Origin of the sequence: Mucilaginibacter phenanthrenivorans (assembly GCF_024721155.1) — a bacterium.
GTDB lineage: Bacteria > Bacteroidota > Bacteroidia > Sphingobacteriales > Sphingobacteriaceae > Mucilaginibacter > Mucilaginibacter phenanthrenivorans.
Map to the genome: position 1 here is coordinate 213,077 of NZ_JAHVAP010000001.1, position 15,131 is coordinate 228,207.

At 42.1% G+C, this 15,131-nt stretch carries 10 protein-coding genes; 9 read left to right on the plus strand and 1 reads right to left on the minus strand.

What is annotated here, in order from left to right; all coding sequences use genetic code 11:
* Positions 1 to 42: 42 nt before the first annotated feature.
* The 9 genes from KXD93_RS01000 (at position 43) to KXD93_RS01040 (ending at position 13,324) form a co-directional block, all read left to right on the plus strand.
* On the plus strand, positions 43 to 1,800 hold the full coding sequence (locus tag KXD93_RS01000; protein ID WP_258134990.1) for a S41 family peptidase: 1,758 nt from the start codon (positions 43 to 45) through the stop codon (positions 1,798 to 1,800).
* Positions 1,801 to 1,941: 141 nt separating this feature from the next.
* Positions 1,942 to 2,220, plus strand: a complete 279-nt coding sequence (rpsO, locus tag KXD93_RS01005; RefSeq protein ID WP_258135691.1) for a 30S ribosomal protein S15 — start codon at positions 1,942 to 1,944, stop codon at positions 2,218 to 2,220.
* Between the two features lie 128 nt (positions 2,221 to 2,348).
* Positions 2,349 to 4,475, plus strand: a complete 2,127-nt coding sequence (gene pnp, locus KXD93_RS01010) for a polyribonucleotide nucleotidyltransferase (RefSeq protein WP_258134991.1) — start codon at positions 2,349 to 2,351, stop codon at positions 4,473 to 4,475.
* 230 nt (positions 4,476 to 4,705) lie between these two features.
* Complete coding sequence (locus KXD93_RS01015; protein ID WP_258134992.1) at positions 4,706 to 4,978, plus strand: hypothetical protein; 273 nt, start codon at positions 4,706 to 4,708, stop codon at positions 4,976 to 4,978.
* Between the two features lie 246 nt (positions 4,979 to 5,224).
* Entirely contained in the window at positions 5,225 to 7,636 is a 2,412-nt protein-coding gene (locus tag KXD93_RS01020; protein ID WP_258134993.1) for an ABC transporter permease, read from the plus strand.
* Positions 7,637 to 7,725: 89 nt separating this feature from the next.
* On the plus strand, positions 7,726 to 10,149 hold the full coding sequence (locus tag KXD93_RS01025) for an ABC transporter permease (protein WP_258134994.1): 2,424 nt from the start codon (positions 7,726 to 7,728) through the stop codon (positions 10,147 to 10,149).
* A 105-nt stretch (positions 10,150 to 10,254) separates the two neighbouring features.
* Entirely contained in the window at positions 10,255 to 10,923 is a 669-nt protein-coding gene (gene rpe / locus KXD93_RS01030; RefSeq protein WP_258134995.1) for a ribulose-phosphate 3-epimerase, read from the plus strand.
* Positions 10,924 to 11,191: 268 nt separating this feature from the next.
* The gene (gene serC, locus KXD93_RS01035; RefSeq protein ID WP_258134996.1) at positions 11,192 to 12,262 is read left to right on the plus strand and encodes a 3-phosphoserine/phosphohydroxythreonine transaminase; all 1,071 of its coding nucleotides are present in this window, start codon (positions 11,192 to 11,194) and stop codon (positions 12,260 to 12,262) included.
* A 111-nt stretch (positions 12,263 to 12,373) separates the two neighbouring features.
* The gene (locus tag KXD93_RS01040) at positions 12,374 to 13,324 is read left to right on the plus strand and encodes a D-2-hydroxyacid dehydrogenase (RefSeq protein ID WP_258134997.1); all 951 of its coding nucleotides are present in this window, start codon (positions 12,374 to 12,376) and stop codon (positions 13,322 to 13,324) included.
* A gap of 238 nt (positions 13,325 to 13,562) precedes the next feature.
* Here KXD93_RS01040 and KXD93_RS01045 read toward each other — a convergent pair whose 3' ends face one another.
* Positions 13,563 to 14,954: an MBL fold metallo-hydrolase gene (locus tag KXD93_RS01045; RefSeq protein WP_258134998.1), complete on the minus strand. Its 1,392-nt coding sequence runs from the start codon at positions 14,952 to 14,954 to the stop codon at positions 13,563 to 13,565.
* Between the last annotated feature and the right edge of the window lie 177 nt (positions 14,955 to 15,131).

The window sequence follows — 15,131 nt, forward strand, 5'->3', positions numbered from 1 at the left end:
TGTGTCCCAATCATTAACTTAGCCCGAACAACCGTAATCCTTATGAAACGTATATCCCTGTTAATTTTATTATTAAGCTTAGTATGCGTACATGCCGGGTCTGCTCAGGTTAAGGATACAACCTACAACGCAGGTTCAAAAATAGATACCATACTGATCAGCAAACAGCAGGTTGTTAATTTAACTGTTCTCGGACAACTATGGGGATTTTTGAAGTACCACCATCCTGAAGTAACCGGTGGGAAATACAATTGGGATTTTGAGCTTTTCAGGATAATACCGAAGGTTGTAAAAGCTGCCAATAATATTGAGCTAAGCAATGTGCTCGAAAAATGGGTGGATAGTTTTGGTGTTCCACCCGTTTGTGCTGATTGTAATGTTAAGGAAACCGGCGAGGTAAAGCTTAAGCCGGATTATGGCTCTTTGCTTACCAATAAGGTGTTGTCGGCATCGCTTACAAAAAAGCTTACTTATATTTTAAATAACCGCAGTACAGGCCCGGGTTATTATATAAAAATGGCGGAGAATGGTAATCCTGCATTTTTGCATGAATTGCCGTACAGTAAATTCATTTATCCGGATGCTGGTTACCGCCTGCTGTGCCTTTACAGGTACTGGAATATGATAAATTATTTTTATCCGTATAAATATTTGGCAGGAGAGAACTGGAATAATGTGCTTGCAGATTGCATCCCTAAATTTGCTTTGGCAGCCAATGCTCAGGATTATGCTTTAAATACGCTTGCCCTTATAGCGAGGATCCATGATACTCACGCAAATATTTACGGCGGCAACAAAGCAATAGCCGTGTTCAGGGGGAAATACGCTGCGCCCATCCAGGCCAGGTTTATTGAAGATAAGCTGGTAGTTACCGGGTATTATGACACTGCAACTTACATAAGGCAACTGATTAAGCCCGGGGATATTATAGGGCGCATTAACGGACAAAAGGTTGCAGACCTGGTAAAGAAACTACTACCTTATACACCCGCTTCAAATTACCCGACGCAATTACGCGATCTGCCGCGGATAAATTTGCTAAGAAGCAAGGAAATGAATTTTGCACTTGATATAACACGCAACGGCAGGCACCAGGAGGTAAAAATAGCCGGGGTGTCGGTTACTAAGTTAAATAATAGTATTGACCAGGACCCTGATCCCAAATCGCCGGGTTTTTATTTAATAAATAGGAATATCGGTTACCTGTTCCCCGGTAAGTATCACGATAAGGATCTGCATGCTATAAAGATACTTTTTAACAATACCAAGGGAATTATTATAGATATGCGCTGCTATCCGAGCGAATTTATGCCGTTTTCATTCGGCCCGTATATTAAAACCAACAATACGCCTTTCGTGAAATTTGCAAGCGGCAGTTTAAAACAACCGGGATTATTTACCATATCTCAGCCAATAGCGATAAATCCGGGAAATGAATATAAAGGTAAGGTAGTGGTTATAGTAAATGCACAATCGCAAAGCCAGGCTGAATATACGACAATGGCTTTCCAAAGCTCACCCAATGTTACCGTAATAGGCAGCCAAACTGCAGGAGCGGATGGCGATATATCATTTGTAACCTTACCGGGCGGTATTTTATCTTATATTTCAGGGCTTGGTGTCTATTATCCTGACGGCACCGAAACCCAGCGTAAAGGCGTTAAAATAGATGTGAAAATAGAGCCTACAATTGCCGGAATCAAAGCCGGAAAAGATGAATTGCTGGATAAGGCAAAGGCAATAATAATGGGGAGTAGAATAGTCCGAAAGTCGGTAAGTCCGGAAGTCCTAAAGAAATGAGTTGCATTTGATTTTATCAACTGCCAACTGCCACTGCCCACTGCAAACTATTACTCAAATCCCCTTGCATATTCCATAAACAAACCATACCTTTGCACCCACAATTAATCAAATTATTTACGCTTTAATATTATTCAAGTGATATATTTAAGTACAGAAGCAAAGGCGGAGATCTTTGCAAAACATGGTAAAAGCGCTGCCGATACAGGTACAGCCGAAGGTCAGGTAGCATTGTTTACTTACCGCATTGCACATTTAACCGGGCATTTAAAGAAAAACAAACACGATTTTTCAACCCAGTTATCACTGCAAAAATTAGTTGGTAAACGCCGTGCATTACTGGCATACCTTTACAAAAAAGACATTGGAAGATATCGTGCTATCATCAAGGCTTTACAGCTGAGGGATATCATCAAATAACTTTTCTTATTTTTTTAAAAAAAGCCGTCCGATTTATCTGGATGGCTTTTTTACTTTTGCATCAACATACACACACATAAAAACCGGTGCGCTCCGAAAGATGAAAAGCGCGCCAAAACAAAAACAAGATGAGTTTAAACGTAATTAAAAAGGTAATCGATTTAGGTGACGGCCGCACCATTGAGATCGAAACCGGTAAACTGGCCAAACAAGCCGATGGCTCGGTAGTAATTAAAATGGGTGACACCATGCTGCTTGCTACTGTTGTATCATCTCCTGAAGCAAAAGAAGGAGTTGATTTTCTACCACTATCTGTCGATTACCAGGAAAAATATGCTGCTACAGGCCGTATTCCGGGTGGTTTTTTACGCCGTGAGGCACGTTTATCAGACTACGAGGTTTTGATCTCGCGTTTGGTTGACCGTGCATTGCGCCCAATGTTCCCGGAAGATTATCACGCTGATACACAAGTGATGATCTCCTTAATTTCCGCCGATAAAGATATTATGCCCGATTGCCTTGCAGGTTTGGCGGCATCAGCAGCTTTGTCAGTATCAAACATTCCTTTTAACGGCCCAATCTCCGAAGTACGTGTTGCCAAGGTCGACGGTCAGTTAATTATTAACCCAACCCTTAGTCAATTAGCTACTGCTACCTTAGAATTTATCGTAGCAGGTTCTGAGCATGACATCAACATGGTTGAAGGTGAATCGAAAGAGATCCAGGAAGCTGAATTGGTTGAGGCAATTAAATTTGCACACACTGCTATCAAAATTCAATGTTTAGCTCAAAAGGAATTAACCATTGAAGTCGGCAAGACTGAAAAACGCGTTTACAGCCACGAGAACAGCAACGAGGATTTGAAAAAAGCCATCTACGCTGCTACTTACGACCAGGTTTACGCTATCGCTTCTTCTGCATCTGCAAAAGACGAGCGTTCAGCTAAATTTAAAGAAGTGCGTGACACTTACATCGCTACTTTAGGCGAGATTGACGACATTACCAAATTCTTAGCTAAAAAATATTACCACGATGTTGAGTATGACGCTATCCGTAACCTTGTATTAGACGAAGGTAAACGTTTAGATGGTCGTTCAACTACCCAGATCCGCCCGATATGGAGCGAAGTTGGTTATTTACCGGCAGCTCACGGTTCGGCGGTATTTACCCGCGGTGAAACACAATCATTAACCAGCGTTACTTTAGGTGCTAAGGATGATGAACAAATGATTGATGGCGCGTTCATCAATGGTTACTCAAAATTCCTTTTACATTATAATTTCCCTGGTTTTTCAACCGGTGAGGTTCGCCCGAACAGGGGAGCCGGCCGCCGTGAAATTGGCCATGGTAACTTAGCTATGCGTTCGTTAAAACAGGTATTGCCCGGTGATGACGAAAATCCGTACACTATCCGTATCGTTTCTGATATTTTGGAATCAAACGGTTCATCATCAATGGCTACGGTTTGTGCCGGCACATTGGCCTTGATGGATGCAGGTGTTAAAATCAAATCGCCGGTATCAGGTATCGCGATGGGCTTGATCACCAACGAAATGGGTACCAAATATGCTATCCTTTCTGATATTTTGGGTGATGAGGATCACTTAGGCGATATGGACTTTAAAGTAACAGGTACTGAAAAAGGTATTGTTGCTGTTCAAATGGACCTTAAGATAAACGGTTTATCATACGAAGTTTTAACCAATGCGTTAAACCAGGCTAAAGATGGTCGTTTACACATTTTAGGCGAAATGGCTAAAACCATTACCGCTCCTCGTGAGGATTACAAGCCACATGCACCACGCATTATCACTATCCGGATCGATAAGGAATTCATCGGTGCGGTTATCGGACCTGGTGGAAAGATCATCCAGGAAATGCAGCGTGAAACCGGTGCTACTATCTCTATCGAGGAAGTTGGCAACCAGGGTGTAGTTCAGATCTTTGCAGACAATAAGGAAGCTATCGACAAAGCGGTATCACGGATCAAAGCCATCGCTTCAAAACCTGAAGTTGGCGAGATTTACGAGGGTAAAGTGAAATCGATAATGCCTTTTGGTGCATTTGTCGAAATTATGCCGGGTAAGGATGGTTTGCTGCACATTTCAGAAATTGACCACAAAAGGTTTGAAACCATGGATGGCATTTTCGAAATTGGCGACGAAGTACGGGTAAAACTGCTTGACGTTGATAAGCAAGGAAAGCTAAAACTCTCACGTAAGGCTTTATTGCCTCGCCCGGAAAAGACAAATTAAGAGTTGATTGTGTTAGGTTGTATGATTAAGTTGGATTCGCTTTTTAAACAACTTATTCAGTTAAATCAACCATTCTTTTAATAAACTCAAATGTTAAAACCCTCAAATCGAGGGTTTTAACATTTTTAATAAATTATTTTGATTTTTTTAAAACAAAAAGGAAGTTTTTTAACTTCATAAAGTTTGATGTTAACTGATAAAACCGTTTAGACCGATCCCTGATATATAAAATGGCTTCTACCAATAACGATCCTTTAGATTTTATTAATAATAATTCATCGGGTATCCAATCAGGCTCACAGGCGGATTTAGTACAGTTATTATTATACGAGATCATAAGGGTTAAGGAACTTATTACTTATTACGATTCTATCCCCAACGGAGGTGGCCAGCTGGGCTCTTCCATCCTTAATGAGCTTGTTTCTGAAGCCTATAATTCCCTTGTTAACTACGACACAGTTTTGATGCAGAAGTATTATGATCTGCTGCTGAATTGTGATTGAGTTTAGAGACTAGTCAATTAGAGACTAAAGATTAGTTTTTGTTTAGGCAGAAGTCTTTCAACAACTACAACCCTTATAACAAATTATAACTTCTACAACCTCCCACCACAAACGAACACCCCGTTGCATCAAAAACGCACACTTTTTATTCCTGTGTTTTGATTTACTTGATTGATAATCAAATTGTTAATTAATTGGCATTTTGTTGGTTGTTTACCGCTTAGCAATTAATAAATATCTTGCGTTATGTTTAAAAACTACTTCAAAATAACGTTCAGAAACCTTTGGAGGAATAAGGGGTTTTCTGCAATAAATATTTTCGGGCTGGCTATTGGCCTTGCGGTTTGTTTGCTGATTACTTTATTTGTTATTGATGAGCTTAGCTACGATAAGTACAATGTAAACGCCGATCGCATCTACCGCGTTACATCCGATTTTAAAGTAAACGGCAGTGTTTTCCTTGATCGCGAATCGCCGGCCTCTATGGCTGCGACAATGGTCAGGGAATACCCGAATATCGAAATGGCGGCCCGGCTTAAAAACGACGGCAAAATTTTGGTAAAGAAGGGTGAACAAACTTTGATTGAGGACAACTGCTATTATGCCGATGCCAACCTGTTTAAGGTATTTACATTACCCATGATTGCAGGCGATCCTAAAACCGCCCTCAATGAGCCACATTCGCTGGTTATTAGTGAAAATATCGCTATAAAATATTTTAATACGCTGGATGTTATCGGCAAAACAATGCGCATGGATAACACTACCGATTATAAAATTACCGGTGTGATAAAAAATACGCCTGTACAATCACATATCCACTTCAGCTTTATCAAAGCAATAAGCGAACGTGCGGACAGGAACCAGACGCAATGGACCAGCGAAAACTCAATGACGTACCTGGTTGCCCGCAAGGGTGTTTCGCAAAAAGAGATAGACGATGACCTGCGCGAGGCCTGCAAGAAATATGCTGAGCCTGAGTTGAAACAATTTATTCACACTACTATCGCTGATCTTGACCAAAAAGGCGACCATTATAGGTTTGTAACCATTCCGATAACCAAAATTCATCTTTATTCAGAAGTTACGCATGAAAGGGAACCATCCGGCAATATTCAATACGTATACATGTCAATAGTTATAGCAGTGTTAATACTACTGATTGCATGCGTTAATTTCATGAACCTTTCAACTGCGCGGTCGGCAGGACGCTCAAAAGAAGTGGGGGTGCGTAAAGTGCTTGGTTCTAATCGTGGCTCACTTATTAATCAATTCCTGGTCGAATCGATTGTTACCAGCTCTATTGCACTGATCATTGCCTGGGGAATCGCGTCATTACTCCTTCATTATTTTAACCAGCTGGCTGGCAAACAAATCAGCTTAAACCTGTTTGCCAATGTTTGGATTTTGCCGGCGCTGTTGTCTGCAACGCTTATTATCGGCCTGATAGCCGGTGCATACCCTGCATTTTTCATGTCGGCTTTTCAGCCTATACAGGTGTTAAAAGGTAAACTCTCGGCCGGTTTCAAAAATAGCTTCTTGCGCAACGGCTTGGTGGTTTTCCAGTTTGTAACGGTTATTGTTTTAATTGTGGGCACACTGGTTATTTACAGCCAGCTTACTTATATCCGCAATAAAACACTTGGTTACAATCGCGAGCAGGTAATGGTGCTGCAAAATATTTATTCGCTTGGTGAGCACTCAAAATCGTTTAAGGAAGATGTGCTTAAGCTTGCTGGGGTTAAATCGGTTACATTGTCTGGTTCGTTGCCTACAACAATTAATGAAGATACCGAGGTTTACGGCAAGGACGCATCCATGAGTTCGGGCCAGTCGGTCGGGCTCGAGACATGGTACATTGATGAAGATTATATCCCAACCCTTGGCATGCAAATGGCAGGCGGGCGAAACTTTGCGAAGGACAGGTTGACTGATTCGGCAGCTTTGCTTATTAACCAAACAGCCGCATCCATGCTTGGTATGAGAGAGCCTTTAAATAAGTTTTTATACCGTAACGGCCGCCATTACCAGATTGTGGGGGTAGTGAAGGATTTTAACTCCGGGTCTCTGCGCAACAAAATTGCGCCGCTCGTAATGAATTTAGGTGTCGACAAACGCGCGATGGCCATCCGTATTGAAACTAAAAATATTCCGGTGCTTATTTCGCAGATCCAGGCATTGTATCGTGGTGCTGATGCAAACATGGCCGGTCAGCCGTTTACCTATTCGTTTATGGATGATGACTTTAATCATCTCTATCAATCAGAACAAAATACCGGAAAAATATTTATGTCATTTGCATTTTTTGCCATACTGATTGCTTGCCTTGGTTTATTTGGCCTTGTTACTTACGCTGCCGAGCAACGTACAAAAGAAATCGGGATCCGCAAGGTATTGGGCGCAAGTGTAATCAATATTGTAGCAATGTTATCTAACGATTTTTTGAAACTGGTAGGGATATCGGCCATCATCGCGTTTCCTGTTGCCTGGTGGGCCATGAGCAGATGGCTACAGGATTTTGCCTATCGTACCAACATCGGCTGGTGGGTATTTGCAATAGCGGGCTTGCTGGCCGTGGTTATAACCATTACAACAGTAAGTTTCCGCGCTATCAAGGCCGCTTTGATGAACCCGGTGAAGAGTTTGAAGACGGAATAGAGAATATTATAAATTAAAGAAAATATTCGATTTGATAGTGTTTTTTGAACTTTAATTAATATTTTTCACTTAAATTACCGACTCACCTTATGTTTACCAACTACTTTAAAATAGCATTTAGAAACCTTTGGCGGAACAAGGGCTTTTCTGCCATTAATATTTTCGGGCTTGCTATCGGGCTTGCCGTTTGTTTGTTGATTACCTTATTTGTGGTTGACGAATTGAACTACGATAAATACAATTTAAACGCTGATCGCATTTATCGTGTTAACTCAGACTTTAAAGTGAATGGCAGCGTGTTTATCGACCGTGACTCGCCTGCCCCAATGGCTGCTACCATGATGAAGGAATATCCCCAGGTTGAGCAGGCTACCCGACTGAGGGACGATGGTAAAATATTGGTAAAAAAAGGCAATCAAACTTTAACAGAAGAAGGCGGCTTTTATGGTGATGCCAACCTGTTTACAGTTTTTACATTGCCGATGATAGCAGGCGATCCTAAAACTGCTTTGGTGCAACCTTATTCGTTGGTGATATCTGAAGCTGTGGCACAAAAATATTTTAATACCACAGATGTTATCGGCAAAACATTGCACCTTGATAATACAAGGGATTATAAAATAACCGGTGTGATAAAAAATATGCCGCGCCAGTCACACCTACATTTTAATTTGATCAAGGCGATGTCAGGGTTGCCAGAGAGCCGCGGCACCGAATGGACCAGCGTAAATTATCTTACCTATATACTGTTACACAAGGGCTTTACTGAACATGACCTGGATGGTTATTTAAGGCAAGCCACAAAAAAATACGCCGAACCTGAGTTGGTACAATATATTCACAGTTCCATAACTGATTTGGAAGGCAAAGGCGACCATTTCCGGTTTGCTACTATGCCCATCACAAAGATTCATTTATACTCACCCATTACAAATGAAGTTGAGCCATCAGGCAATGTGCAGTACGTTTACATCTTTATAATAATCGCTGCTTTTATCCTATTGATTGCTTGTGTAAACTTTATGAACCTTTCAACCGCCCGATCTGCGGGCAGAGCCCGGGAAGTTGGTGTACGTAAGGTGTTGGGCTCAAATCGCGAGACGCTGATTTACCAGTTTCTGACAGAATCAACTCTTACCAGTTTTATCTCCTTATGTATAGCATTGTTTATTGCTGCGCTGTTGTTGCCATATTTTAACCAATTATCGGGCAAGCAAATAACACTCGATCTGTTGGCTACCATCTGGCTGGCGCCTTGCCTGCTAGTGGTTACGGTATTTATCGGTTTAATGGCAGGCCTTTACCCGGCATTCTTTATGTCGGCGTTTCAACCTATCGAGGTTTTAAAGGGCAAGCTGGCATCCGGCTTCAAAGGGAGCTGGCTGCGCAATAGCCTGGTGGTTTTTCAGTTTGCCACAGTTATTTTACTGATAGTAGGCACATTGGTTATTTATAACCAACTGAACTACATCCGGAACAAAAAGCTTGGCTATAATCGTGAACAGGTTTTGATAATAAAAAATACGGCATCACTTTACCTGCACGCCAATTCATTTAAACAGGACGTGTTAAAACTTGCAGGCGTGCAGTCTGGCACTATGAGCTCCTTTTTGCCGACCGCCAAAAATAACAATACTGAAGTTTACAGTAAGGACGCTGCCAATAGCCCGGGGCAGTCTACTGCGCTTTCAACATGGTATATTGATGAAGATTATATTCCTACGCTTGGAATGCAGATGGCAAAGGGGCGGAACTTTGTAAAAGGTAACCTTTCAGATTCAACTGCTGTAATTGTTAACGAAACAGCAGCTGTTATGCTGGGCTTTCGGGATCCGCTAAACAAAGAACTATTCAGGGGAACTCCTGAAAGGCATTTTACACTTAATGTTGTCGGTGTGGTTAAAGATTTCAATTCCGGCTCGTTGCGCAGCAAAATTGAACCGCTGGTAATGCGTTTAGGCGTTAACCGGGGCTCCATGGAATTCAGGATCAGTACAAAAAATATTCCAGCGCTTATTTCTCAAATAGAGACCCTGTATCACGGAGCCGACGCGAATATGGCCGGACAGCCATTCTCGTATTCATTTATGGATGATGACTTTAACCATATTTACCAGGATGAGCAGAATACAGGTAAGATCTTTATGTCATTTGCTTTTTTTGCGATCCTGATTGCCTGTTTGGGTTTGTTCGGCCTCGTTACATACGCCGCAGAGCAACGCACTAAAGAGATTGGAATTCGCAAGGTACTTGGCGCCAGCGTTGCCAATATTGTCAGGATGCTTTCGAATGATTTTTTGAAACTGGTGGCCATTGCCGGAATTGTGGCATTCCCAATAGCATGGTACGCCGCCAACTGGTGGCTGCAGGGCTTTGAATTCAGAACAGGTGTAAGCTGGTGGGTGTTTGCGGTAGCTGCAATTTTAGCCGTGGTAATTACATTAACTACGGTAAGCTTCCGTGCGATAAAAGCTGCGCTGATGAACCCTGTAAAGAGTTTGAAGACGGAATAAGTTGATTAGAGATAGCGATTGGAGATTTGGAAAAATGCTGATATAAAATATGGGCAAAAACAACTAATCTCCAATCTCTAACCTCTAATCACTATATTTGACCCCATGAACCACCTCATAGCGCCTTCCATTTTAGCGGCTGATTTTGCCAACCTGCAACGCGATATTGAACTGATCAATAAAAGTGATGCAGACTGGATCCATGTTGATATTATGGATGGGATGTTTGTGCCGAATATTTCCTTCGGTTTCCCGGTTGTTAATGCTGTAAATAAGTACGCTACCAAGCCGCTTGATGTCCATTTAATGATTGTTGATCCGGATCGCTACTTAAATAACTTTAAGGAAGCAGGAGCCTCTGGGATGACCGTTCATTACGAAGCCTGTCCAAACTTGCATCGCACCGTCCAACATATCAAAGAACTTGGTTGCCGCGCATGTGTGGCCTTAAACCCGCATACACCGGTTGCAGTTTTAGAAGATATCATCCTTGATTTGGATATGGTATTGATCATGTCAGTAAATCCGGGTTTTGGCGGTCAGAAGTTTATTGAGAACACTTATAAAAAACTAAAGGATATTAAAGCACTCGCCAGGAGATATAATCCCGAATTGTATATAGAAGTTGATGGAGGGGTTGACATGAGCAATGCTGATAAACTGCTTGATGCAGGCGCCAATGTTTTGGTGGCAGGCAACTCAGTTTTCTCGGCTCCCGACCCGTTGGTCGCGATAACCAATTTAAAAAAATCCGGCTCCGGGTCGCGATCGTGATATAACGCTGATAATAAACTGCCTTAATTTTTTTAATATTGAAAATTCAAAGCTTAATTTATCAGCTATTTGTATCATTTTTCAAAAAAAGCAAATAATCATAATAAATATTATCAAATTAATTAACTTCGGCCCATCTTAATATCGATTTGTTAATTAACTATAATTAAACAAAAACCAATTAAACCAAATGAAACCATCGGAGCATCTGCTCAAAACGTAATTAAGCTCACGATAGCTTCATTCCTCATTGAAAAAATTAAATAAAATGAAACATAATTTTGGCGCCGGACCAGGCATTTTACCACACGAAGTTTTAAAACAGGCAGCAGCTGCGGTTGTTGATTTTGGCGGAATCGGACTTTCTATTTTGGAAATTTCACACCGTTCGCCTGAGTTTGAATCTGTTTTAGACGAAGCGGTAAAGCTGGTAAAGGAATTGTTCAATGTGCCTGAAGGCTACTCTGTTTTATTTTTACAGGGCGGCGCCAGCACACAATTTGCATTAGCGCCTTATAACCTGCTGCCTGATGGTGGCAAAGCTGCATACCTGGAAACAGGCGTGTGGGCAAACAAAGCGCTTAAAGAAGCGAAGTTTTTTGGCGAAGTAGAAGTTGTTGCTACATCGAAGGATAAAAACTTTACTTACATCCCTAAGGATTATACTATCCCGACTGATGCCGCTTACTTTCACATCACATCAAACAACACCATTTACGGTACGCAGTTACAGGAATTCCCTAAATCGCCGATCCCGGTGGTTTGCGATATGTCGTCAGATATTTTTAGCCGCAAGGTTAATGTTGCCGATTTTGGATTGATTTACGCGGGAGCTCAGAAAAACATGGGCCCTGCCGGTGTAACGCTGGTTATTGTAAAGGATTCTATCTTAGGCAAAACCGGCCGCAAGATCCCGGCTATGTTCAACTACCAGGTACAAATTGAAGGCGGATCGATGTATAACACTCCGCCGGTATTTGCTATCTATGTATCAATGCTTACCCTTAACTGGTTAAAATCAAAAGGCGGTGTAGCGGCAATAGAGAAGGAAAACATTGCCAAGGCTCGTGTGCTTTACGAAGAGATCGATCGTAACCCGTTCTTTAAGCCTGTTTGTGAAGTTGAAGACCGTTCACACATGAACGTTTGCTTCGTAATGGAAAATCCGGATCTTGAGAAGGCTTTCCTGAAACTTTGTGACGATAAGGATATAATAGGCATAAAAGGCCACAGGAGTGTAGGCGGTTTCCGCGCTTCTATTTATAATGCATTGCCAATCACCAGTGTTTATGTACTGATTGACGCCATGCAGGAATTTGCTGAGAAAAATAAAGTTTAGCCCCCTAACCCCCTAAAGGGGGAATGTTGGTGGCTGGATAAATTATAAGGCTTTCCCTAAAAGCCCAACGAATTATAGCTCCCCCTTTAGGGGGCCGGGGGGCTCTCAATTATGATCAAAATATTAGCCAATGATGGCATCGATCCGATAGGCAAGAAAATGCTGGAGGATGCCGGTTTTTTTGTAGATACAAATAACATTCCGCAGGAGGAATTACCTGTACGTTTGCAGGAATATGATGCAATTACGGTTCGCAGCGCCACCAAAGTGCGCAAAGCGTTAATTGACGCCTGCCCTAATTTAAAACTGATTGGCCGCGGCGGCGTAGGTGTTGATAACATCGACGTTGACTATGCAAAGGAAAAAGGCATCGGCGTTTACAATACGCCTGCGTCATCATCACTGTCAGTTGCCGAATTGGTGTTCGCCCAGCTTTTTGGCTGTGTTCGTTTTTTACCTGACAGTAACCGCAAAATGCCGGTTGAAGGTAATACCAAATTTAACGATCTAAAAAAAGCTTACGCCAAAGGCATTGAGTTGCGCGATAAAACCTTAGGTATTGTAGGTTTCGGACGTATCGGTCGCGAGGTAGCTAAAATAGCGATTGGTGTTGGTATGAACGTTTTGGCGTATGACTTGTTCCCGTTTAGCCCTGAACTGGAACTTACCTTAGGCGGTGGCACAAAGGTCAAGGCGTCAGTTACCACGGCTTCGCTTGACGAGATCATCAAAACCGCTGACTTTATTACCCTGCACACTCCGTTTGTAGACAAAGCCCTGATCGGCGCTGAAGAATTAGCATTGATGAAGAAAGGCGTTGGGCTGGTAAATATCTCCCGTGGCGGCTTAATTGACGAACTAGCTTTGGTTGATGCCTTAAACAGCGGGCAGGTTTCGTTCGCCGCACTTGACGTTTTTGATAACGAGCCAACTCCACGCGAAGAGATCATTAAACATCCAAAAATCTCCTTAACACCGCACATCGGCGCTGCTACAAATGAAGCACAGGAACGCATTGGTGTTGAACTGGCCAGTTTGATAATAGGACACTTTAATAAATAATTGACACGAATAGTCTCGAATTGATTTGGATTTTACGAATTTTTGAGAGACCAATTATAAAAAAGGCACAAATTGATTGAGTTCAATTTGTGCCTTTTTGTTTACCAAATATGTCATTGCGGGGTACGAAGCAATCGTGAACTATGCATGACTGCTATATAAGTTGTACACCGTTCTATTCGCTCGGTAAAGTTCGCGGTTGCCACGCTACGCTCGCAATGACATGACTTCTTAACGTTTAAAGAAGATAACTCAACCCCTTCTCCGGAATAGTAACCGGATAGCCCTCAACTTCCAACGCGTCCGCCAAAGCCTGCATACTTGTTACTTCGCCATGTACTAAAAATACGTTCTTCAGTTTTGCCTTATCCTGCTGCTTTACGGTGTTTACCAGGTCTTCATGATCGCCATGAGCGCTGAGTACATCGGTTTGTTTGATGGTGGCATAAACGGCCAGATCTCGGTCTTTTATGTGGACGATGGAGTCGCCGCGTAAAAGGCGATGTCCCAATGTTCCTTTTGCGCAATAACCTATAAATAGTATGGTGCAATAATAATTCTGAATATTATAAAACAGGTGATCCTGGATGCGGCCACCCTCCAACATGCCTGCCGAAGAGATTATAATGCAAGGCTCGTAATAATTGGAAACCTGGCGGCTGTCCTTCAATGACTCCACATACACCAAATTCTCAAACTCAAATTCGTCGCCTTTCTTTTGATAAAACTCCTGTGCCTCATCATTCACCAAATAATGATATTTGCGGAATACCTCCGTTGAACGTGTTGCAAGCGGACTATCAACAAATACCTTAACCGGCGGCAATAATCCGCTCGTGAAGATCTTGTTCAGTGCATAAACCAATGATTGTGTACGCCCAATACTGAATGCCGGGATGATCATGCGCCCCTGTTCCTTAATACAGGCCTTCTCAATAACCTCAACTAAGGTCTGTTCAACGGTTTTATCCTTGGTGTGCAGTCTTCCGCCGTATGTCGATTCAGTCACTAAATAATCAACCTGCGGCAATTCCTGTGGATCTTCAAGTACCGGGTAATTCTTACGCCCGATATCGCCGGTAAAGGCAATTGATTTTTCTTCGCCGTTATCATTCACCTTGAATATAGCAGCGGCAGCCCCTAATAAGTGCCCTACAGAAATAAAAGTAAGTTCGATGTCGCCATTGATGCGGAACGGTCTGTCGAAACCAATTGTTACAAATCGGTCTACTGTATCCATCACATGCTTTTGCAGGTACAACGGCTGTATTCCGGTATTAAACTTTCCCTTACGGTGCTTGCGGCCCTTATCAGCCTTGCGCATAAAAATGTTTACAGAGTCAAGCAATAATAACTCGGTGAGGTCGGCAGTAGGAGGTGTGCACAGAATTTGCCCGTTAAATCCCAAACGCACAAGCGTAGGGAGGTTTCCCGAATGATCAATGTGTGCATGGGTTAATATAACAACATCTATATCTTCCGGTTTGAAGGGGAAGTTTTCGTTTGCCTGTATGTTTCGGTCCTTTTCATAATCCAGCCCGCAGTCTATTAATATTTTAAATTTCCCCACCTCTAGCAAATGCATGCTCCCGGTAACCTGGCGGGCAGCCCCGTATATCGTTAATTTCATTATTTTCGTTCATTTGTTCATTGGTGTCATTTGTTCACTGGTCTTATCGCTTTTATATAGCTAAGCAGCACAATGAATAAATGAACAAGTAAACAAGTAAACCAATGAACCAACTACAAACTTATTATTAATGTGCTAACATTTTATGGGTAATTTACATTTAAGGCAAAGTTTTTG